Raw genomic sequence first — 20,726 nt, 5'->3', positions numbered from 1 at the left:
CAAAAGCTCATCTATTTGTGGATATAATGCCTACCACGCACGCGTTACAGGCGCTTCAAGATAAAGTTAACAACATTGATAATATTTGGGATCAGTGAGATCACCGCAGGTAAGGTCAGGGTAGCAACAATCCTGCGTATCTGCTTGACTTCTAAAGGCCAGGTAGGAAAGATATCCACGATCAGATCATAGCGTTGCTTGATCGCCGTAAGACGATTATTGTCGGCCGTAATACCAGCCACATCATCTTTTGCGAAGGCTTGTGGATGGTTCACAATAGTATCGAACTCATCTATCAATGGCTTAAGGATTTCATCCCGGACTTTAAGCATAAACGTATGTGGTGTAATCAGCCACCCTAGAATGACATTGGGGGTAACTACTGCATAGGCAATAATTAGCACCAGCAGGTCTAGTGTCGAGGAAAAGATGCTTCGATAGGTTAATAACTCAATGGTTTGCACAAAGGTGAGGGTGGAGGCCAGCATAATACAGACACTGAGCCAGACAAGACTTCCCATGATACCTAAACCGCCAACATCATCAGGGTGCAAGGGATTGATGTGGATGGTGAACAAATGAAAAATTCTGTTGAGGGCGATCATCGCTACCAGGAGACGCATAATAGTCATGATCGCGGTATAGGCAATCATACCATCAAACACCACTGTGACGAGTTGTAGCCAAAGTGGAATATAGCTCAAAAAGGGCGGCCCACCCACAAAGAAACGATTCAACAAATAGATAATCACAAAGACCAGCGTACCAATTGTCCACAAAGGATGATTTACCCACTTTAACAACCCTTTGATAAATTGGGCATAAAAGAGGTCTGCATCATCTCCATTAACAGGGCCTTTCAGTATCTCGGTACTCCAGAGCTGATGAAAAAGGGTCGCCACCATTTCAGGCAACCAGAGATAAGCAACCAGAAATAAAGTGGCGGTCGCTATTTCCAGCACCGCGAATAGCGGCTGATTGGCCAAACCATGACCTGTTCCCGGAAGGCTATAAAAAACATAGAAGCACACAGAACTGATAACGATGCCGATCACAAGTAGTAGAAATGAATTGAGCGCTAGCCTATCCTTTAATAGTACCAGCAAAGGATCATTTTGATATAAATCTTGAGCTCGTAGTAGAGACGCCCTCTTTGTAAACGGAATTCCCTCTACATCTTGAATAGAACTTTGTACCTCCATGTTCAAAACCTCCAGAATATCTCCTGCTACAGCCTTAAACTATTAAATCAGACTGATGAGGTTGTTCACATGTTGAATACTACAACAATATCTATAACATGTCCAGTTAACATCATGTATAGGGTATGGAGTAGGTGTGCTACGCGGTTGCGACCGCTCAGCACACCCACTCTCCAGGTCGACCGCTCAGCACACCCACTCTCCAAGGTTTTACATGTGTTATCAAAATATGAGCAAAGCTCATATTTTGATAACACATGTAAAAAAAGCACGGGCCCTTCAGGGCCCGAGTGCGGCTGGCTGCACACTCCACCATGAGAATGACAAACAAACACTACTATAAAAAATCAGGCGTCATTCTTTCTTGAATGACGCCTGATTACTAGTATAGGATATACTGGCGCTCGCCAGCACCTATTTATTCAGGAATATTACCTGATTTTTTACCCATGTCAAAGGGAGTGGAAATGTTGGGATAAACAACCATCATATCCATACCATGTGATGCATGATCAAGATCATGACAATGGTCCATCCACAAACCAGGATTGTCGGCGCGGAAGCCAATCTCATAGCTTTCCTTGCTCTGGATGTTGATGGTATCAAGATAGATGGGGCTGCCAGTGACCTTTTTTCCATTGCGCGAGAGCACGGAGAAGTCATGACCGTGCAGGTGGATTGGATGAACACTGGTACCTTCATTGATAATGCTAATTTTTACCAGTTGACCCTCTTTGACCGTGATCGGTGGGATATCAGGAAAACTTTTTCCATTAATAGTATAGACCGATCCAAATGATCCGTCAAAGAAACCAAAATGCGAATCGAGTTTCATTGTATTTACATTATCAAAATGCGTATCAGCCGTGATTGGATCAGGTTTTGACTGCCCATAGTGCGTGAAATCAAATATGGGAGGATTTGCATTGTGGAGCGCGGTCGGCGCATTTCCATCACCGATGATCGCGGAGATTCCATCCGTGGGTTTACCTTTATCATCAACCTCTACCAGGCGTACGGCTCCCTGGGCAGGCATCTGGAAACGCAGGTCGTAGCGCTGACCAGAACCAACGGAGAGAATGGATTCCGAGAGGGGCTGTGGTTTATTGATATCAGCTCCATCCATAGCAGTAACGGTAAAGGGGGCGCCGATTAATGTTGCCATGTGTTGATCATTGTCTGTGTCCAGCAGACGCAAATGTACCCAGGCACCGGGACGAGCCTGAATATGGGATGTGGAGACCGTTTTCTCGATGGTATTTCCCGACGTGTCTTTTCCCGCGTTGCTCCAATCATGATAGATAAGTGCTGCATCAACATCATCATGCTCGGCAGGCTGCTTTGGATCAACAATCAACATACCAAACAGACCACGTTTAACCTGATCATTACTCTGTTGATGGGAATGATACCAGTAGGTGCCTGCATCTTTGGCGATGAAACGATACGTATAGGTCTCGCCTTTTTTGACTGCATTCTGGGTCACACCTGCGACGCCATCTGCTGAATTGGGGACCGCAACACCATGCCAGTGAATAGTAATACCTTCTGATAGAGTATTGACCAGCTTCACAACGACCAGATCCCCTTGCTGCACACGCAGGGTAGGTCCTGGTGCAGTACCATTGTAGGTCAGGGCTTCAATCGTCTGATTGCCAATCTTTACGTTGGCTGTTCTTGCGGTCAGGGTAAAGTTTTTGGTTTGCGCGGCAGTTTCAGGGGCCTTAAAGCTAGCGATCGGAGTTGCAGGTCCTGATGGCATTGGCATACTATTATCGCCCATCGGCATGGTCATATTACCATCTGAACCCATATTTATACGCTCAGGAAGTTGAGAGCTCCATGCGCTCCATCCTGCATAACCACCTGCGATAAGCAAGACACCTAATAGCGCAAGCAAAATTATTGTTCTGGGCCGTAATGGCTTAGCACCTTTGTGTTTGATACTACCCTCTTGCATCGTGCATTGATCACCTTTCATCGGGAGTCAATTACTGCTTATCTTGTAAGCGTGTACAATTAAATAAGTCAATGTATGAATAAGAGACTCTGCGCATCTCTCTGCTCACCGGATATGAGTGGGAGCGTGAGAACGTAAGCAGAGCAATTTTACCTTCATTAAGGTTACGTATTAACACAACAATTGTGATACTTTCTACTCATAATGCCCATGTCTTATTCCATCACGGAAAGCTTAATTGTTCTTTGTGCAAGTTTTATCCCTCACACCTCGCTTCTACCTACAGCGCTCGTTCGTTTTTGAGGAGGGGTAGAGAAAACTCGTATATGGTATGAGCTAATCTACATATATTGCTAGCATACGTTTGAGCTCTGCCTGTAGCTCCGCGCGCCAGGCTACTGGTTCAAGCAGCTCTGCCTCGGGTCCCAGCCAGCGTACTAATTCAAAGACAATCGTTCGATCCGATTCACCAAAGGTCATCAGTATCCGCCCCGAAGCAAGTGGCTCAAAGCTCGCATGGCGGTAATACCAATCGTGCTGCAGGCGTGTAGCGAGTTGAGGGGAGAGCCGAATTTTTACCGGCGCTTGCTGGCTCCATTGCTTGATGGCGGCGCTCAACCATTTTCTGCCCAGCATCTCACGTACATCAAAGTCACCCTGGGAATTATAGCTGGATTGTGGTCGCTGTGGCCGTATGTCGCTCACACGATCTGAACGCCACATGCGCGGCTCCGGCTTTCCGCTATCCATGCCAACCAGATACCAGTGATCTCGATCCCAGAAGACTCCGCATGGGGTCGCCTGTACTTCATAGCGCTGGTCATGGCGGTAGGATGCATAGTCAAAGACGACCGCTTGCTGATCCAGAATAGCTTGCAGAAACACACTGATGATCACACTTTCGCCGCCCGGATCGTTTTCGGCTTGTGTGGCACTGGCGCTAAAGCCAGTTTCTGGATGAAAGATATCATAGGGCAGTTGCTCGATCCCAATAAGCTGCCTGGCTTTGATCAACACAGTACGCAGACGCTCGGGTAGCGCGGCCAGCAGCTTTTGTTCCGCCATTACTATGTCTGTAGCAAAAGGGGCCGCACGTAGATTCTTTTGCAGGCTGATGCCAAACAGCAAAGCGACCGCTTCACTCTGGGAAAACATTAGCGGCGGCAAGAAATATCCTTCCAGAAGTTGAAAGCCACCCCCTCGTCCACGTTCAGCATAGATAGGAACACCAAGCAGGCTCAGCGTTTCCAGGTCCCGATAGATTGTACGTCTGGAGACAGCGAAATGTCTGGCCAGTTCATCAGCGGAAACGCTCTGCCCGCTACGCAAGAACAAGAGCAATCCCAGTATGCGATCAAAACGTAGCATCCAGCTTAACCTTTCCATGCAAAATATGACATTTCTTTAGAGCTATCATAACAGCGCCTGGCTTCATAGCATAGGCCTGGATGGTCAAAAATGTCGCCACAAAATGTGACATGCTGCTGGCATATTTTCCGGCATATGCTCTCTATGTAGAACTCTTTGCTTGAGAGTATCGCCTATGTCATCATGACTATCACTTAAAGGATGCTTGTTTATGTCTTTAACCCACCCCCAGGATGCCACGACTCCAGACAACGCAACGGCTATCACAAAGACCCTGTGGACAAATACGGATTTTCTGAAATTCTGGTTTGGAGAGACCACATCACTGTTTGGTTCACAGGTCACGCTACTAGCACTACCACTGGCGGCGGTACTGACCCTCAATGCCAGTCCTGAGCAGTTGGGATTGCTACGCTTCCTAGAAATGGCTCCTTATCTCTTGTTCCCACTCATTTTCGGCGCCTGGATAGATCGGCTACACAAACGTCCTTTGATGATTCTGGCCAATACCGTACGCGCCCTGCTGATCGTGCTGGTGCCACTGCTGGCATTTTTCCATGTCTTACAATTGCCTGTACTCTATGTGATTACTTTTTGCGTGGGCATCGGCACCGTCCTTTTTGATCTCTGCTGGCTCTCCTTTGTGCCGCTGATCGTGCCAAAGGAACATTTACTGGAGGCCAATAGCCGGGTCACAACCAGTGCGTCCGCCGCCGAAGTAGCGGGTCCTGGTCTCGCGGGTGTTCTTGTTCAGCTCTTGACCGCCCCTTTTGCCTTATTGATCGATAGTTTCTCCTACCTGGTCTCCATTGGATCACTGCTCTTGATCCACCATCAGGAGGCGCCTCCACAGAATATACACGAGACACATTTGTTCAGGCAGATTGCCGAAGGCATTCAGTTTGTCGGCAAAAATCCATATATCCGCATTCTCGCCATTCAAGCGGGCGCCTGGAACTTCTTTTTTGCGATTGTGGATATTGCTTTTCTCCTCTATGCGGTCCGCGAGTTAAAGTTTACGCCAGGACTCATCGGCTTGATTTATGCCCTGGCCGCGATTGGTGGTCTGCTTGGTTCAGCCATTGCGGGCCCGCTGGCTCGCCGTTTTCCACTTGGACCTATGATCTGCGCGACCTTTACCCTGGGTAGCGCTCCCTTTATTCTGCTCCCCATGATTGGAGGATCTACCATTGTGATGGCCGTGCTGTTTACGATTGTCTTCTTCCTGGTGCGTACAGCGCTGGGCATCTACGCTGTCCAGAGTACTAGTCTACGCCAGGCTCAAACACCGCCAGCCTTGATGGCTCGCATGAATGCGATATTGCGTCTGATAAGCTATGGTGGCGCCACGCTTGGCCCATTGGTGGCTGGCTTTCTCAGTACATGGATCGGTATGCGCATAAGCCTGTGGCTCGCCGGTATCGGTTTTATCCTGGCCCTGATCTCGCTGTTTATCTCGCCAGTGCGCCATTTGCGGACCTTTGAGGCCTGAACACGCTCTGTTCTCTTTTTTGACACAGGCTACGTGTCAGTAGTACGTGAGAGGATTTTTTGTTTCGTGACGACAAAAAATTAAAAATGTCGATGCCACTACACTTTGATAGGAGATAGATATGGCAACCACGACTATGCGCACGGTTAGCCTTCCAGCGGGTGAGAAGATACCTATACTGGGACAGGGTACATGGGGAATGGGGGAAGATGCGGGACGGCGCAAAAATGAGATCATGGCTTTACAACTTGGACTTGATCTCGGTATGACTTTGATCGATACGGCTGAAATGTATGGCGAAGGGGGCGCTGAAAAAGTTGTGGGTGAGGCAATTGCCGGCCGCCGTGATGAGGTTTTCCTGGTCAGCAAGGTACTGCCGTACAATGCCACGCATAATGGAACCATCACTGCCTGCGAACGGAGCTTACAGCGCCTGAGAACCGATCAGCTCGATCTTTATCTCCTACATTGGCGCGGTAGTACACCGTTTGGTGAGGTGCTGGGTGCCTTTGATGAACTGGTGCGCACAGGTAAGATCCGCTACTGGGGTGTCAGTAATCTGGATATTTCAGACATGCAGGAACTGGTCGAGTTCCCTGATGGACAGAATGTGGCTACCGACCAGGTACTCTACAATCTCGCCCGCCGGGGAATCGAATATGATCTACAGCCCTGGTGTCGTCAGCGGCACATCCCGCTGATGGCATATTCGCCCATAGAACAGGGACGCCTGCTTGATCATCCACAACTCAAGCAGATCGCAGCACAGCATCGGGCCACTCCTGCCCAGATTGCCCTGAGCTGGCTGCTCCGACAGGACAATCTGAATGTCATCCCCAAAACAGGTACACCAGCACACGTCAAAGAGAATCGCGCCGCTCTGGACATCCAGCTAACAGAGCAAGATCTCCAGCAACTTGACCGCGCCTTCCCCCCACCACCCAGAAAAGTCCCTCTGGAGATGCTTTAAACATAACTGCACATACAGAAAAACCAGATAGTGGTTTAGTAACCACTACCTGGTCGTCATGCTGGCATAGTATGCTGCTTGAGCACCATTCAAACAACAGTTAGCGTAGCTGTTGCGCTTTCTTGAATAACTGCTGGCTCTGTTTGAATGGATCCTGCTGCTGAACCTTGGCTCCTACATGGACATGGGCATTAGCACCAAAGGTAGCTGTCTCCAGCGTATTCTGGATCTGATGTGCCACGGTATCACGCAGGGTTGTCAGGGAGATCAACTCATTTTCCAGATTGGTGTAGGTCTGATCATTGGGAGAGTCGCTTTCCAACGCGTTGGTGGAAATCTGGACGGTCAACATACTCAATTGGCCAACTGGAGCATTGATCTGCTTGTAGAGTTGACCCAGCCGTACATAGAAGTTTTTGTTGCTACGTACCTGCTGTGGCAGAGCTTTTTCGGTGAATACTTCAAACAGAGCTCGTCCATCATGAGTGTAGTCGTCTTTGAGACCCAGCAATGACATCAGCGTTGGGCGCAGATCTGTCTGATCAGCCCAGACGCTGTGATCAACACCCAGGTGACGTACGCCAGGCCCAACCAGGCCCAACCAGGTGTTGTTGATGTCAGGTGAGAGATCACCATGGTTCCAGGCAAAACCTGACTGGATCTGGATACATGGCTGATTACAATTAGGGGCACCTGCATACAGGTAGTAATCTGGTTTAGCAAACATAGTCAACGTTGGGGTCCTGGAAGGATCAGCGGTTACCATGTGTAAGAATTTCATCTCCACAGGATCAGCCAGGTAGTTGCTGATCTGTTCTTCTTTACCCGTGTAAGGATTGGTCGCGGTCAGGCTGCCCACCGCACGATCAAAGGCACGTGTGGTTGGATCCTGACGTGCAGGATTGCCCTGGAGATAGAAGTTAGGCGCGGAGTCAGCATGGACGGCAAATGGGGTGGTAATGTTCTTCTGGGTAGCCAGCAGGCCAGTCAGATTACCATTTACTTCACCAACTTGCTGATAGGTACAAGGAACGGTGATACCATCACAATTGGCTGGCGTAGGTGGACCGCCTGCGAAATGGTCGTTTTCGTCAGCACTAAAGGAAAACACAGTATTGCTGGCGTTGATACCATCTTTTTCCAGGCGGGCAAAGAACTTACCAAAGGCATCATCATAGGATTTCAAAGTTTGGACATAACCAGCCTCACCTGGACCATATGCAACACCACTGTGTGGATCGCTACCATGAGGATCATGGGCATCTGAAATGTATGCATAGGTGACAGGTACATTGTGCTCTTGCATGGCGGCAACATAGGAGAGCGAGACCGCCGCGCTCATGCCATCGAAGCCAGGAAAGCCAACATGCTGCTTGCTATCCTGAATCACCTGACCATCGAGATCCTGCAAAGGACCAGCCGGGCTGATCTGGGGCACAACATTTTTATGACCAAACAAAGCATTGAAACCGGTATAGCCACCAGGCTCATTGGGCAATACATCAGCTTTACCATTGTTGGCGCTTGAGCAGGTAGCGTCATTCTGAGCACAATGAATACCAATACCAACAAAGTCGCTATAAGCCTGACCACTATTGGCTTTGACTTCAGCAGCCTCAGGTGAGTTGGCACCAAAGACTGTAGGAATGTCTGTATTAATATTTTCTAATACTGTATTGGCTGTAGCAACCGAACCTACATTACAACCAGCACGTGTATAAGAAACCCAGGGAGCTGGTGTATTGGTATTAGGGGCGGTGATCATGTTGTATTGCGCATTTGGAGCAGTCGACACAGGAGCCGTCCAGTAGGTAAAAGATGGGGTCGAACTGCTGGTGCCATCTGCATTAAAGTAACGATAACTATTGCTCACAGGCATGCCATCGTGCTCACCGTAAAGACCAGTCAGACTGGTCAAAATATCACCGGCAGTGTGGGCAATCAAAGGTGTATGATAATTTGAGAGCATGGTGCCATTATTTTTAATAAAGTTTAACAGATTGGGCATCTGCTCCAGGTCAGAAGGAACATTGGGATTATCGCGGGTGAAGTGCACGTTGTCAAATTGAATAGAGATAACATGTTTCGCCGCTCCAGTGGGCGAATTCAACTTACAAGCATTGTTATCAGCGCTCTTCTTATCGACAGCGGCATTGGCATATTGACCATTGGCGATAAACAGCGTCAACAGTAACGCTGTGAGCAGGACACCTGGGAAAAGAACTCCCCATGATCTTTTCAAGATGTGTCTCCTTCTTTTACTAAAGTATATTTACTACAATCATGATAGAAAGAAGTATCAGGCTTAATCATTCTCGGATAGCCTCAAACACACAATATGCAACGACGCATGACTCATCAAGTGTAACATATTATTATGAAATAATAGCTATCTGAATGTTAAGCGATAGTGAAATTAGTTCATCTACCTCAACGATTAAGAAGGAATATTTCACGTTATCTGATAACAACTGTCCAGTTATCGAATTTAAAAAGTGCTGAGAATGTGGAAAAATCACTAGTATATATACAGGAAAAGATAAAACAGGAACAATATTGTCCGCATAGTATGGCATACTGGATAGAAGCATATTTGATAATGTGTTAATACTATTTGTGAATAAGCTGGAGGAATTGTATGAAATCTCATGACGCTAACAAAGAAACGTCTCAATACATAGTCGGTTTAACTAGAACAGCGGGCTTTCAAATCGGTGTACGTAGAACCTTTACTGTCTCTATAAAAACAGCATGGGATTTTTTAATCTCTGCAAAAGGTCAGCGTATCTGGCTCGGTGCAAACGATCCACTGCAATTTATTGAAGGAAGTAGCTATACGACGGCAGATGGGACCAGCGGGATGGTACGTGTGGTGAATCCTGGCGTGAATCTACGCCTGACCTGGCAGCCTCCGAGCTGGACTCATGCCTCAACTATCCAGATCCGTACTATCCAAAGCGGAGCCAATACAACCATTAGTTTTCATCAGGAGCGGCTAGCTGGAGCACTGGAACGTGAACAAATGCGTCGCCATTGGCAACAGGTCCTGACACACATCGAAATACAAATGCTCGATTAGTGATTTCAAGTGTTTTTGCTGACACAATTTATTTTCATCATAGTATATATGCCCACACACAGCTTGAATTTCACCATAGGAGTACTACATACTACTCTGAATCATTCAGCTTTTCGAAGCAAGATTCCTGATAATTACCTCTTACTCTGTAATAATTTTAGCTCTCCGTCCTTTGGGTGGAAAACCATCATTCAAGAAAGCAGGTGATGGTCATGGATACTCTCATGCCTCTTGAGCATGTCTCTCAATCAGGAGGCGCCAGGTTGAATCTATTGGCCCTTGCAACCCCTTTCACCCTGAAGGACGGTGGGCCATAATTTATCATGTCTACAACAACTACACTAACAAGCAACATCAATTCTAATTTCTATCCCTGAAAATGTGCGAAATCATATTTTTCCGCAGAAGATTATTTCACCAATAAACTATAATATGCTACGTATTTGCCTTATAACTCTTAATACTTTTATAATATTCCAGTAAATAATTATGTATCCCAAATAATATCTATACATAATCATGCACAAACATGCATAAATACTATTCATCACACGCAAAATCACCTATCCTTATTAAATAGAGATGTAGCTGCTGCAAGGATATCGGTAAGCAAATAGTTATATATTTCGAACGGGTATAGTCAAGAAGTTTCCATTAGAAATGGGTAGATTAAATAGATAAATAGGTGATATATATTGACAAATATATATGAATACCACTATAGTTGGGAAAGGTAATAGATAAAGCCAAGTGTCACAACATATTTTCGCTAATAATTGCTCAAAGATTTCATTTATTCTCAGACAGGGATGTGCACTATTTTCGTTCCAAAAGGACTTATCAATAGAGGAGTTAAGATGTGATTTGTTCGCATTGTCACCAGGTTTGTCAGGTAGGAGAGACCATCTGTCCCAGATGCGGTTCTCCTCTCTCTCTTCAAGGCAAACAACCATCATTCAGTCTAGATGCACAGACCGGTTCGCGTACACCCGCTTCGTTTGGTAGTTCTGTTAGCAATATTTCTTCACCTACCAGATCACTCAGCCATGAAGCTGGGGTTGTCTCAGGCCGACTCGTGCCGCCCACTCGTTCTTCAGCTTCAGAGTTGGAAGCGGGCACAGTTCTACAAAAGCGCTATCGCCTGATCGCTCGTGAGGGAACTACTCAAGGATCAGCAGACACAGCCGAAGTAAACTGGCAAGCGCTCGATCTACTTATGAATAATAGTCCGGTGATTGTCTGTGAAGTCCGCTTTCCCCTTGGGGAGGCACGCCAAAAAATCCTGATCATGCAGAAGGCATTCCGTACTTTGCATATGGCCCAGATGAACGAAGCGTTACCCTCATGTCAGGATATGTTCTCAGAAGGTGGACGGGACTTCTTTGTCTTCGCTCGCCAGCCCGGTGAGGAGCTTCCTCGGTACTTACAAAAAAGAGGGGGAAGGCTGGAAGAGGCTACGGCGATCGAAGGTTGTTTGCAACTTGCAACTATTTTGTGCTTTCTGGCCGATCAAAGGCCATCGATTATCCATGGTCAGATTAGGCCAGATCAGATTGTTGTCAATTCGCAGGGTCGCTGGTATTTAAAGCATTGCTCCGTGGTTTTCGCGGGTCTTGTCGCTCTCCAGGCTGAGCGGAACGCCCAATTTCCTGCATTACCGCTCGGCATCGATAGCGATGTCCAGGCTGTGCTACGCGTGCTTTACTATACATTAACGGGCGCATTCCTCCCTGCACGTACAAATGGCCGTGTCCAATCGCCGAGCTCCATCAATCCAGCCATCTCAGCACAGGTAGACACGCTCTTTAGCAATGGTTTTGATACCTATAAAGATCCTTATCAACTGCGTGATGCATGTGCCACCTTTGATAGAAAACAGGTTAATCATCTGTTGCCTGAGACCCAAATACCACAACCACAGCCCTGGGAGTCATCTGGCGCACGAAAACAACAAAGTTTTGCCCCGGCCTTTAATCCTTCTGTTTCGTTGCCACCGCTCCCGGGACCAACATTTACAGCACCTGAGAATTCATTTAGCAACCCTTATCATAGCTCTTATGCACCTGATTATAACCCTGCACCTGAGAAGGAATTTAAGCCAGCGATAGATGACAATATACCGCATCTACCACGTCCAGAAGAGTTTCCTCCATTGGAGACGAAATTTATCAATGGTGCGACAATCATTGGCATGCTTGGGGTCCTTCTACCATTACTTTTACTCATCCTCTTGAGTCGATAGAGGAAAGGATAGTGAACGTCAGCATGACAATTTTTTATCCCTATAAAATGAGCTCTCTCTATTTTGTCCTTTGCTTGTGGACTCCAGAGCAACACAACTCAAGTATGAAGGAGCAACACTAGCATGCAAAAATTACTCATGCGCCTGCCTATTTTTCGTCGCCTCTTTCTGGTCTTCTTGCTGGCAGCCGTGATTCCTGATATCGTTATTGCGATTATTTACTGGCAAGTTACGCAATCTCACTTATTGAATGCCGAACAGGGAAATTCATTTCTTCTAGAAATTATTCTGGCGCTATTGTTTTCTACCGGTATTGTTTTTGCTCTTGGTTATTTCACGCATATGACAATAACACAACCGTTACGTTATCTTGTCCGTTTGACACAACGTATTGGAAATGGCAACACCGATGAACGAGCCCAGGTCACTGGCCGCGACGAAATCTCAATCGTTTCTGCATCGATCAATAAGATGCTGGACAATATCGTGTATCTCTTACAACAGACCCAGACCCAACGCGATCAACTCCAGGCCCGCATTGAAAAACTTCTGAATGAAGTTAGTGGCGTAGGTGAGGGAGATCTAAGAGTTGAGGCTGAGGTAACGTTAGATGTGTTGGGTACACTGGCCGATTCCTTCAACTATATGGTGGAACAGTTAAGTGCGCTGGTAATCCACGTGAAAGACAATGCCCAACAGGTGCGCTCGTCCACCACTGAGACCAGTTATCGCATGAATATGCTGGTTAATCGTACCGACATCCAGTTAACGCATATTGAGCGCGCAGTTGAAGAGGTGCAACAGATGTCGGTCTCAAGTCGTCAGGTGGCCGAACACGTCCAGGATTTGAGCGGTAAGGCGCAACAGGCACAACGCTTTGCGGCGGATGGACGCCAGACGGCGACAAAGACGACCGAAGGTATTCACCGTATCCTGGTAAATGTGCAAACAACGACAGAAAAAGTGCAAACACTGGGTCAACATTCGCGCAATATCGGTGAGATCGTAAACGTCATCAATGATATTGCCAATCATACCAATCGTTTAGCCCTGGATGCCGCAATCCAATCGGCCATGGCGGGTGAAAATGGAAAAGGCTTTGGCGCGGTTGCCGAGAGTATTCGCCGCCTGGCGGAGACAGCCAAGGCCCAGACGACTCAGATTAGTAGAATCGTGCAAAGCGTTTTTGATGAGATCAACCAGGTCTCGACCGCTATGCAAGAAACTGAACGTGAGACCGCCTCTGGAGCCGCTCTCGTCGAGGAAACAGATACAACACTACAGATGATTTTCCGCCTGGTTGAACAACAGGCACAGGATACAGAGAGCATCAATCAACGTATCCAATATCTGCTGCAATCGGCAACCGATGTGGCGGAAATTATGCAAGATGTATCAATCACCACACAACAGAGTGGTACCAGTGTGCGTGCAGTTGCGCAAGAGATGAATCATCTCGCCGCACAGGCAGAACAACTGCTTTCCATTGTTGGGGTCTTCAAATTAAAGGAAGCACCTCAACCCTATAGTATCAGTGAGATACCCCTACGTTAATACCAGCCAGACGGTGTCCAGCGATATCGTCAACGTATGAGGGTAGCGAAGGTAGAGAGCACACATACCATATACATAGCCTCTACCTTCCCATATCCTTACTACGAAAGGGATTTTTATGCAGTCGATACAGGAAGAGCAGGTAGCAGCACGTCTGGCGCCACTTCCCTCTGAGACCTACGTTGAAAAGACAATGCCGCAGATCCTTTCGAAGCGCGACATGCTTTTCACTTTTGTGGTGATTATCTTTTTTATCACCAACGTGCCTAACGCGGTCGCGGGTGGTGCAGCCGGCATTACGTTCTGGATTGCTGGTGCTCTAACATTTCTACTTCCATGTGTAATTATCACCGCCCAGTTGGGAATTATGTTCCCTCACGAAGGCTCTCTCTATAACTGGACCAACAAAGCCTTTGGTCCTTTCATGGGATTTTTCGCCACTTTCCTGTACTGGATTCCCAATCCATTGTTGATCCTGGCAACCTCTGACTTGATTGTTAGCTATCTCCAGGGTCTGAACAGTGGTTGGCTTACAGCTCCATGGCAACAAGGACTTGTGCTTAGCGCCTTGATCATTCTTTCTGCGCTGGTGGCTCAAGCCCGCTATCGGGTTGTACAAAATATGATCAACATTACCGTTTGTTTACTTATTTTTGTGGTGTTATTAATTGTCGCGGCCAGCATGACCTGGTTGCTTAACGGTCATCACTCCGCCACAGATTTTAGTCAGTTCGGTAATTGGACGATCAACTGGACCCCCTGGTGGAATCCATTTTCTGGCGGCGGTAATTTCGGGCTCTTTGGCTTGATTACGCTGGGCTATCTTGGCGTGAATATACCACTCAATATGGCTGGCGAAATGTTGCCTGAGAATGCGACGCAGCGCCGCCGTATCATCACCAGTTATCTTATCTGGGGTCCGATTCTCGCAACCTTATTTTATATCCTGGTTACTGCCGCTATCTTGATTGTCCAGGGCCAGCAAGGTGCTTATATGCTCTTTAGTGTCATCTCGACGATTGATATGGCGCTGGGCAAAGTCTGGGGCAATATCGCTACCCTTTGTGTGCTGTGTACCTTCTTTCTGGCGACGGTGACGTATAACTTTTCTTACGCTCGTTTGCTCATGTGCGGAGGTATCGACCAACGCCTACCTGCGATGATGGCTCGTCTGAACAAAAATCGTGTTCCGACTGCGGCTATCTGGATACAGACATTTGCGGCCGTCATGCTATCAGTGCTCTTTTTTGTCCTGGTTCCCCTGTTCGTTAATGGCACGAATGCTGCCGACCTGGTTAACCAGGTATATTTTGTCGGGGTTGCCAGTGCGACACTTCTCTGGGCCTGTGGCACGCTCTTTCTGTTCTTTAATATGCTCCGCTTGCTGAAAACCGCTCCACAACTGGTTCGCGATGCACGCCTGTTCTCTGCAACCACCCTAAAAATCTTCTCGATTGTCGGGATCGTGGCTGGTGGAATCGCTATTGTGGATACTATTCTCAATTCATGGACGCCACTCATTCCTAATGGAACATGGCTCCTGATTATCGGGGGATTGACAATCGCTGGTGTTGTTATTGGTGCGATCGGCAGCATGTTCGCGACCAGTGAGGCTGCCTGGCAGGATCTTTCGACACCACGCAATTAGTTGTCTATAAACAATCAGTTGTTTATGAGAAAGGAAAATACTGGACTTATACAGTCCGGGAACTCATTTACGTTCAGCCGAGATCGCTATTATCACTCTTATCAAGGATCTCGGCCCGACTCACACATTTTATTTTGATCTAAGGAGACAAGGAATGTCCTTATCAGAGAAACAGTTGCCTGAGCAAGTGCAAGATGTGGATGTTGATTCCGCACACGTTGATACCTTGCACAAAAATGCGCTGGGCCTGCCTGGAATTTTATTCTTTTGTATCGCTGGTGCAGCGCCTATTGCTGCTATGTTCTTTAACGTTCCAACCATTGCCTCCCAGGCTGGTGCATCGACCCCCCTGGTCTTTCTTTTGTCGGCTATCGGCTTGTTGATGCTGGCGGTTACCATCGTTTATTTTAGTCGCCGCTTAAATTCCGCCGGTGGTTTCTATACCTGGATTTCCCACGGCCTGGGATCACGCACAGCTTTTCTATCTGGCTGGCTGATGCTGGGTGGATACGCGATCTTTGAGGCGGCATCTCAGGCTGCCTTTGGTGGCTTGACCGATAATACCCTGGCCACCTTCCTCAATTTCCATATTCCTGGCGGCTGGCTCACCTATTCGCTGCTTGGCACTCTTATCGTTGCCTTGATGGCCTACTTTGATGTGAAATGGTCAACCCTGGCCCTGGCACCATTTATGATTATTGAAATCGGTAGCCTTGTGCTCTTTGACCTGGTCATCACCATCAAAGGTGGCGTCTCCGGTCATGATTTTGTGCACACCTTTACAACCGCTGGCGCTAATCTCAAAGGTGTCTCACCTGGTGGTGCGCTCGGTATTGGTATCGCTATGGCACTCGGTGTCTGGAGCTGGGTCGGCTTTGAGTCCGGCGCGGCTATGGCCGAGGAGACACGTAACCCTCGCCGTAATGTGCCGATCGCTCTCTTCAGTGTTATCGCCGGACTGGCTGTCCTGTATCTCTGGACCACATATAGCGCAATTATTGGTATGGGCTGGATGCATGCCGGTGATACATTAGGTAATATCGCTAATGCACCTGGACCCTACTTCGATCTGGCAACCAAGTATGTTGGTGGCTGGCTGGTTGTAGTCATGCTGATCGCGATTAGCGTCGGTACATTCTCAGCCAACCTGACCTTCCACAACGGTATGGTTCGTTACTTCTATGCCATGGGACGTGAGCAGATTCTGCCAGGCCGCTTTGGCAAAACCCATCCCCGCTGGAAAAGTCCCTATGTTGCCAGCATCTTCCAGAGCGTGTTCACCGCCCTGGTACTGCTCTTCCTGGGACTGGTCATTCAGCACACAAATAAAGATGGTAGCGTCAACTATGCCCTGGGTATCGCCAGTAATGCAGATTGGCAGCAGACCAATGGTATTAGCAGCTACGGCTGGCTGGCCATTATCGGTACCATCTGCTTTATCGTGGTATACATTCTGGTAAATATTGCTTCTCCTGTCTATGCCTGGAAGCATAAAGAGTTCAACGTCTTCACCCACATTGTTGCCCCGGTCATCAGTACCCTGGCCCTGTTGATCCCGTTGGTCTCCTTCATCATGCCTCCTATCCCTGGCATTGGAGACTTCTTCACCAACCTGGGCTTTGCACCAACACCATTTCCGCTCAATATCTTACCATTGTTCCCTATCGTCTGGGTCTTAATCGGAACAGGATACTCAATATACCTGAAACGCAAAAGCCCTCTACAATACGAGCGCATGGGACATATTGTCCGTGGCGATGATGCTTCTGATACAGACGTACTGTCAACTCCTGCCAATGAGACAGTTACACCAGTTAATGAGACAGCCACACCGGTTAATGGGACGGTACCCGCTGATACAAACAGCACTGTCGATGAGACTCCCGTTGAAAACACAACGGAAGCTACCCTCGACGAAAAATAAGGCTCTGCTCGCAGACAACCTTAGCAGCCATACAGGCTAATACATTCCACGTACAAAGCCTGTGAAGTATATAGGGCTCACTCAGCGTACGCAATGTTTGCGCTACGTCGAGTGAGCCCTATACGCAAGACCTGACACATCTCACATAGCAACCTTTCAGACCCAGCACGGTCATGCTCAGGAACCTTCACATAAAGCCAGGAGACGGCCCACGTTAACGTTCCTGTTCATGTTTATGATTGCCGTCTCCTCTCTCCATGTTAATGTCCCTATTTACGATCATGATCGCCGCACCCTCGCTAGCCCGATTGGTGACTTCAATATACGTCTGAATACGCATATTTTTCCTGGTTATAAAGTACTACGGGTGGCGATGCCATGCTAGCAACTTTATAAGAAATAAGTTAAAATTACTTCGTTACTATAAATTAATAGAAGATATTTTATAAGACATCATAAGACAAGATATTTACCTTCCGTAAGTTGATATACATCTATAGATGTCTGAGATTCTTCATTAAAAATACAAGGCGAAAAAGGCGCATTTTTTCTGCAGCAACGTTTAATATCGCTATGTTAGAGCTATCATCTGTTCTTTAGTTCAGGAAGTCGAGGTAGTCAGATATGAACAACTATGTTCCACCCCCTTCCAGGAACGCTGGACTTGACACAAAGCGTTTGGTAAATACCGATCAGATACATGTCGTAAATGATCCACTATGGAAACGTGCGCGATCCCTATGGTATCGCTATACAGCCCCCCCTTACCCCGGACTTCAAGCCACATTCAAACAACAGGAAGCATTTCGTCGCGGTCGCCTCGCCAGCCTGACGCTGTTATTTATTATCTTTCTGGTTGTGCTGTTTATGGCTGCAATGGGCGTTACTACCAATCTCAATGTGCCTGTTTTCATAACTTCGGCTATCGTCGTCTTCGTTTTGATCTTTGTCATGGCCTGGCTTATCCGCCATAGTCACATTACGGCAGCCACATTAATTATGCTGCTGGTAATGGATGGAGGCAACATCACAACAGCGCTGGCAGCAAAGGGTGGCATCGGCCTGATCAATCTCCCACTTTTTGATATCATGATCGCCTCCGAACTTATCGCAGTCTCATTACTCAATCCCGCCACTGTATTTCTGGTTTGCTTATTTAACTGTATCTTTATCACCCTGGATATCGTATTTGGACCTCGGGCGGCTGACCTCAACCATTACCTTGCTATGTCCGGCTGGGCGGTCGTCATCTCACGTCCACTACTCCTTGAGTTAGCGGTAGCTGTGGTTACATGGCAGTGGGTCACTAGTGCCAATAAGGCTCTTAAGAGAGCGAATAAAGCCGAAAAGTTAGCGGCTATGGAACACGAAATCGCTGAATATGAACGCAATGATGCGGTGAAGAAGCGGCAATTAGAGCAGAGCATCCAATATATCATCGAAACCCAGCGTCAGGTCGCCAATGGAGACTTTACAGCTCGCGTGCCTACGACACCAGATAATATGCTCTGGCCGGTAGCTATTTCTTTCAATAATCTTTTGACACGTTTTCAGCGCTACCAGCGTGAGGCCAGTGAAATTGAGCGTATTCGTAAGGATATGCCAATGGTGTTGCAAGCGATTCGCGAAGCAAAAATGACCGGGCGACCTCTCCAAATGAGGCGCACCGGTACGGTTATTGATGCGATATTACTAGAGCTGAATAAGTAATTCCTGCTTAGAACAACGCTAATCAGCTCTTCAGGTCCGCGTAGAGACAACGACCTCTACTTTACCTCCTGGACGCAGGGCGAGGTTGTGTGCAATGTCGGGCACAATATGCTGTCCAGGTACCAGACGAAAGGAATAGCGCTGGACGATAGCGGCAATCAATAACTGCCCTTCCATTAGAGCGAAGTGGTTACCAATGCAGATACGTGGTCCATCGCTAAAGGGAATGTAGGCTGAGCGCGGTAGAAGCTTCTCCTGCTGCGGCGTGAAACGCTCAGGCTGGAATTGCTCAGGATCAGGAAAGGCATCGGACCGTCTGTGCAGCGTATAGGGCGAGATCATCAGCGTGGCCCCTTTTGGCACCTTGTAGCCATCGATCACCAGATCATGCAAGGCTTCGCGCAAGATGCCTGGCGCGGGTGGATAGATACGCATGGTCTCCTTGAATACCTGTAAACAATAAGAGAGTCTGGGCAGGTTGGTATATGTGGGCAAACGGCCCTGAAGCTCCTGATCAACTTCCTGCTGGAGCTTTTGGTAGCATTCAGGATGGGTACAGAGCAAGTACCATGTCCAGGCCAGTGCGGCGGCCGTCGTTTCGTGTCCGGCCGTAAAAACTGTCATACATTCGTCGATTAATTGCCGCTCACTCATTGGCTGCCCATCCTCATCCCTGGCCTGTAGGAGCAGGGAGAGCAGATCATTGCGCTCGCCAGGGTTCTGACGGCGTTCCTCAATCATCTGGCGCAGGCGCGCTTCGACCAGTTGAGTCGCCTGGCGCACATGCCGATTGTGAGGCGTTGGAATATTCAATGGCAAGGTAAAAGGTGTGGTCAGTGTACGCACCGCATGAGCCAGGCCGATATTAATAGCGGATCCCAGATCGTCGGTCTCGCTAAGAAAATCAGTATCAAAGAGCACCTTACCAATGATACTCATCGTAAAACGGATCATATATTTGTTAATGTCAATGATCGCGCCATTTTCCCACTCCTGCATAACACGTCCGGCATAACTGACAATAGTATCAGCATAACTGACGATGTGGCGTGGTTGAAAAACAGGTGCGATCAACTTGTGCTGCCGACGATGAAACGCTCCTTCACTGACAAACAGCCCATTATTGCCCACAGCTTTACGCATGAGCCGACCTTTAGAAAAGTCGTCTGCATGCTCAACCAGCACATAGTGTGCATATTCAGCTTTATTGAAAAGCAGCATTGGCACCGGCCCGATGTGAAAACCCATCACATCCCCCTGCTGAGCCAGACGTGGAAGGAAATCCATACGATCCTGTAAAAACTCTTTATAGCTACCGAGCAGAAAATGCTCATGCGTAAAAGGAACGGCCTTCGTGATCGGAGATGTGTTAGAGGTGACCATCTTAATCTCTCCTGCAGATAAATCAATTTACACCTATGGTGAAAGTATGAATACTATATTGATGTTAATACTACTAAAATAATAAAGTCAAGATTATCCATCTATACTAATCCCATATACAAAAAAAACATATTGGTCAATGCCAGGATAGAGTTGTATAATGAGGGGAGAAGCAGTATCCTTTTGAAATGGAG

14 protein-coding genes are annotated in these 20,726 nt (G+C 47.6%); 8 read left to right on the top strand and 6 right to left on the bottom strand.

Annotation, left to right across the window (positions count from 1 at the left end; genetic code table 11):
- Nucleotides 1-44: 44 nt before the first annotated feature.
- The 3 genes from EL633_RS33920 to EL633_RS33910 form a co-directional block, all read right to left on the bottom strand.
- Entirely contained in the window at nucleotides 45-1,202 is a 1,158-nt protein-coding gene (locus tag EL633_RS33920; protein WP_126631630.1) for a hypothetical protein, read from the bottom strand.
- A 418-nt stretch (nucleotides 1,203-1,620) separates the two neighbouring features.
- Nucleotides 1,621-3,162 carry a multicopper oxidase family protein gene (locus tag EL633_RS33915; RefSeq protein WP_161982676.1) on the bottom strand — a complete coding sequence of 514 codons (1,542 nt, stop codon included), beginning with the start codon at nucleotides 3,160-3,162 and terminating at the stop codon, nucleotides 1,621-1,623.
- Between the two features lie 336 nt (nucleotides 3,163-3,498).
- Nucleotides 3,499-4,530 (bottom strand): helix-turn-helix transcriptional regulator, encoded by a 1,032-nt coding sequence (locus EL633_RS33910; RefSeq protein ID WP_161982675.1) that lies wholly within the window; start codon nucleotides 4,528-4,530, stop codon nucleotides 3,499-3,501.
- Between the two features lie 211 nt (nucleotides 4,531-4,741).
- Between EL633_RS33910 and EL633_RS33905 the strand changes: the two genes are divergently transcribed.
- Both EL633_RS33905 and EL633_RS33900 read left to right on the top strand, forming a co-directional pair.
- Nucleotides 4,742-6,022 carry an MFS transporter gene (locus EL633_RS33905; protein WP_126631627.1) on the top strand — a complete coding sequence of 427 codons (1,281 nt, stop codon included), beginning with the start codon at nucleotides 4,742-4,744 and terminating at the stop codon, nucleotides 6,020-6,022.
- A 121-nt stretch (nucleotides 6,023-6,143) separates the two neighbouring features.
- Nucleotides 6,144-6,992 carry an aldo/keto reductase gene (locus EL633_RS33900; RefSeq protein WP_246039319.1) on the top strand — a complete coding sequence of 283 codons (849 nt, stop codon included), beginning with the start codon at nucleotides 6,144-6,146 and terminating at the stop codon, nucleotides 6,990-6,992.
- Between the two features lie 100 nt (nucleotides 6,993-7,092).
- Here the strand turns inward: EL633_RS33900 and EL633_RS33895 are convergent, their stop codons facing one another.
- Complete coding sequence (locus EL633_RS33895; RefSeq protein WP_126631626.1) at nucleotides 7,093-9,234, bottom strand: alkaline phosphatase family protein; 2,142 nt, start codon at nucleotides 9,232-9,234, stop codon at nucleotides 7,093-7,095.
- Between the two features lie 396 nt (nucleotides 9,235-9,630).
- Between EL633_RS33895 and EL633_RS33890 the strand changes: the two genes are divergently transcribed.
- The 5 genes from EL633_RS33890 to EL633_RS33870 all read left to right on the top strand — a co-directional run bounded on the left by EL633_RS33890 (nucleotide 9,631) and on the right by EL633_RS33870 (nucleotide 17,439).
- Entirely contained in the window at nucleotides 9,631-10,071 is a 441-nt protein-coding gene (locus tag EL633_RS33890; protein WP_126631625.1) for an SRPBCC domain-containing protein, read from the top strand.
- Nucleotides 10,072-10,930: 859 nt separating this feature from the next.
- The gene (locus EL633_RS33885) at nucleotides 10,931-12,313 is read left to right on the top strand and encodes a serine/threonine-protein kinase (protein WP_126631624.1); all 1,383 of its coding nucleotides are present in this window, start codon (nucleotides 10,931-10,933) and stop codon (nucleotides 12,311-12,313) included.
- A 123-nt stretch (nucleotides 12,314-12,436) separates the two neighbouring features.
- A complete protein-coding gene (locus EL633_RS33880; RefSeq protein ID WP_126631623.1) occupies nucleotides 12,437-13,867 on the top strand; it encodes a methyl-accepting chemotaxis protein in 1,431 nt (476 codons plus the stop codon).
- Nucleotides 13,868-13,985: 118 nt separating this feature from the next.
- Nucleotides 13,986-15,515, top strand: a complete 1,530-nt coding sequence (locus EL633_RS33875; protein WP_126631622.1) for an APC family permease — start codon at nucleotides 13,986-13,988, stop codon at nucleotides 15,513-15,515.
- Nucleotides 15,516-15,669: 154 nt separating this feature from the next.
- Entirely contained in the window at nucleotides 15,670-17,439 is a 1,770-nt protein-coding gene (locus EL633_RS33870) for an APC family permease (RefSeq protein WP_126631621.1), read from the top strand.
- Nucleotides 17,440-17,653: 214 nt separating this feature from the next.
- Here the strand turns inward: EL633_RS33870 and EL633_RS37975 are convergent, their stop codons facing one another.
- Nucleotides 17,654-17,779 (bottom strand): hypothetical protein, encoded by a 126-nt coding sequence (locus EL633_RS37975; protein ID WP_281275968.1) that lies wholly within the window; start codon nucleotides 17,777-17,779, stop codon nucleotides 17,654-17,656.
- 284 nt (nucleotides 17,780-18,063) lie between these two features.
- Between EL633_RS37975 and EL633_RS33865 the strand changes: the two genes are divergently transcribed.
- The gene (locus EL633_RS33865) at nucleotides 18,064-19,149 is read left to right on the top strand and encodes a hypothetical protein (RefSeq protein ID WP_126631620.1); all 1,086 of its coding nucleotides are present in this window, start codon (nucleotides 18,064-18,066) and stop codon (nucleotides 19,147-19,149) included.
- Between the two features lie 30 nt (nucleotides 19,150-19,179).
- Here EL633_RS33865 and EL633_RS33860 read toward each other — a convergent pair whose 3' ends face one another.
- Nucleotides 19,180-20,532, bottom strand: a complete 1,353-nt coding sequence (locus EL633_RS33860; RefSeq protein ID WP_126631619.1) for a cytochrome P450 — start codon at nucleotides 20,530-20,532, stop codon at nucleotides 19,180-19,182.
- Nucleotides 20,533-20,726: the final 194 nt, after the last annotated feature.

Origin of the sequence: Dictyobacter alpinus (assembly GCF_003967575.1) — a bacterium.
In the GTDB taxonomy this organism is placed as follows: Bacteria; Chloroflexota; Ktedonobacteria; order Ktedonobacterales; family Ktedonobacteraceae; genus Dictyobacter; species Dictyobacter alpinus.
The sequence above is the reverse complement of the archived record's forward strand: the minus strand, read 5'-3'. Positions and strand labels throughout refer to the sequence as shown.

Excerpts from the sequence above, each read along its gene's own strand:
- EL633_RS33870 (WP_126631621.1), top strand. The coding sequence starts at position 15,670 with ATGTCCTTATCAGAGAAACAGTTGCCTGAGCAAGTGCAAGATGTGGAT.
- EL633_RS33905 (WP_126631627.1), top strand. The coding sequence starts at position 4,742 with ATGTCTTTAACCCACCCCCAGGATGCCACGACTCCAGACAACGCAACG.
- EL633_RS33900 (WP_246039319.1), top strand. The coding sequence starts at position 6,144 with ATGGCAACCACGACTATGCGCACGGTTAGCCTTCCAGCGGGTGAGAAG.
- EL633_RS33860 (WP_126631619.1), bottom strand. The coding sequence starts at position 20,532 with ATGGTCACCTCTAACACATCTCCGATCACGAAGGCCGTTCCTTTTACG.
- EL633_RS33890 (WP_126631625.1), top strand. The coding sequence starts at position 9,631 with ATGAAATCTCATGACGCTAACAAAGAAACGTCTCAATACATAGTCGGT.
- EL633_RS37975 (WP_281275968.1), bottom strand. The coding sequence starts at position 17,779 with ATGCGTATTCAGACGTATATTGAAGTCACCAATCGGGCTAGCGAGGGT.
- EL633_RS33880 (WP_126631623.1), top strand. The coding sequence starts at position 12,437 with ATGCAAAAATTACTCATGCGCCTGCCTATTTTTCGTCGCCTCTTTCTG.
- EL633_RS33875 (WP_126631622.1), top strand. The coding sequence starts at position 13,986 with ATGCAGTCGATACAGGAAGAGCAGGTAGCAGCACGTCTGGCGCCACTT.
- EL633_RS33915 (WP_161982676.1), bottom strand. The coding sequence starts at position 3,162 with ATGCAAGAGGGTAGTATCAAACACAAAGGTGCTAAGCCATTACGGCCC.
- EL633_RS33920 (WP_126631630.1), bottom strand. The coding sequence starts at position 1,202 with ATGGAGGTACAAAGTTCTATTCAAGATGTAGAGGGAATTCCGTTTACA.
- EL633_RS33910 (WP_161982675.1), bottom strand. The coding sequence starts at position 4,530 with ATGCTACGTTTTGATCGCATACTGGGATTGCTCTTGTTCTTGCGTAGC.
- EL633_RS33865 (WP_126631620.1), top strand. The coding sequence starts at position 18,064 with ATGAACAACTATGTTCCACCCCCTTCCAGGAACGCTGGACTTGACACA.